Annotated in this window: 3 protein-coding genes; all 3 read right to left on the reverse strand. The window is 65.0% G+C overall.

Going from position 1 to position 1,581, the window contains the following annotated elements:
- Positions 1–473: lytic transglycosylase domain-containing protein (locus tag AiwAL_RS20145; RefSeq protein ID WP_262313486.1), on the reverse strand; the 473-nt coding region annotated here is incomplete at its 3' end.
- Positions 461–1,009, reverse strand: a complete 549-nt coding sequence (locus tag AiwAL_RS20150) for a S26 family signal peptidase (RefSeq protein ID WP_262313487.1) — start codon at positions 1,007–1,009, stop codon at positions 461–463. The genes AiwAL_RS20145 and AiwAL_RS20150, both read right to left, overlap by 13 nt.
- Positions 1,002–1,277 carry an AlpA family transcriptional regulator gene (locus tag AiwAL_RS20155; RefSeq protein ID WP_262313488.1) on the reverse strand — a complete coding sequence of 92 codons (276 nt, stop codon included), beginning with the start codon at positions 1,275–1,277 and terminating at the stop codon, positions 1,002–1,004. The genes AiwAL_RS20150 and AiwAL_RS20155 overlap by 8 nt, the downstream gene beginning before the upstream one ends.
- Positions 1,278–1,581 lie beyond the last annotated feature (304 nt).

Genomic DNA, 1,581 nt, shown 5'->3' on the forward strand with positions numbered 1-1,581 from the left:
GTGGGAAGCGGCTGGTGCGCATCAAGAAAAGCGGCGAACCGGGTAGGTCCGGCATTGTACGCGGCGAACAAGTCGGGATAGCCGAAGCGCTGATAGAGTTCGCGCAGATAAGCCGTTCCGGCCAGAATGTTGTCCTTTGGATCATACGGGCCGGCGTTCAAACCGTAGCGGATGCGCAGCGCGGCATAGGTCTTCGGCATCAGCTGCATGAGACCCATGGCGCCGGCACGGGATGTGACCGGGCGGCCGTCGAGCATGGTGTGGCCGCCACTTTCGGCGCGCATCACAGCGCGAATCCAGGCTTCCGGGACATTGAAACGTCGCGATGCCTCGTCCATCAAATCCTGCCAGCGATCGAGCGGCGATTTAGCAATCGCATGCTGGACTGGTGCCGATCCGGCGATGACGATCGACGGTCTCAGCGCCAATCCCACGATCAAACCCGCCAGCGTCAGCCGCGTTACCGGCGCCACAACGGTAGCAGCCTGCCGATGATCGACCGCGTCGGGACTGGACCGAAATACCGGCTGTCAAAGGAGTCCGGCACGCCTTTCATGAGCAGGAAAACCTGATGCGGTCCGAGTCTTTGGCAGCCGGACCAATCGGGCAACGGGCGCCCAAGACTATCCGCGGCGAGCTGGCGGGCGACATAGTGCCCATCGATGGCGACGTCACGATCATGGGCGCAGACCGTATCGCCACCAAGCGCTTCGATCCGCTTCACCAGCGGCACGGATGCCGGCAGATAGTCGCGTTCGGCGGCCAGCTGGCGCACGGATCTGGGCGTGCTGACCAGCACGAGTTCGCCCTTCCAGAGGGCGGTCAAGGGCAGCACGCGATAGAAGCCGATCGGGGCGCTGGCACTCGCATTGTAGATGACGAGCGGGCGTGGCTTGGCCAGCATGATGACACCGATCAGGCCGAGCCCGAGCGCTCCGACGGCAAGGTATCTACTCCGGTGAAAGCGCCCGCGACGGTGGCGGGGCCGGAAAAAGGCGGGCTCAGGCATGTGGTCCCCCCTGCCCCGCCGGCCCCGAATATGGGGGCGCCACCGCGCCTTCTGTCACGGTCCGCCCGCTCGATTCCGACCAGGCGTCGAGATCGGCGATATGGTAACGGACATAACGGCCGTGCTTGCGAAAGCGCGGGCCGCGCCCCTGGCGGCGCATCTTCTCGAGTGCGCGGCCGGACAGCCCGACATAATACGCGGCCTGGGCCGTGTTGAGAAAAGGGCTGCCTTTTTTGGCGTCGTTCGCGCGTTTGATCTCGTCGTCCATGGTCCAATCCCCGTTGTGCCGATGTGGGCGGCGACGGCGTCGGTCGCCGCATCACGGACCAGAATGGTCATGGGACAGCGCGGTTCGGGACGCTCGAAAACCGGCCCCTGGGGAAATCGATCCCCGCGGCGAAATGATCTCGCAATTGCGATGACACGGGAGAAAAAAGCCCCGCCGCGATGGCTCGCGACGGGGCTTTGGCGTCAATTCCGGTCGCGCGGCTCCCAGAGGGCGATGTGGGTGGCGCCGTCCTCGCTGGCGCGTTCGAGCTTGACCAGGCGGCAGCGAACCCAGTTCGGCCCGA

Source organism: Acidiphilium sp. AL (genome assembly GCF_025499445.1).
Lineage (GTDB): Bacteria > Pseudomonadota > Alphaproteobacteria > Acetobacterales > Acetobacteraceae > Acidiphilium > Acidiphilium iwatense.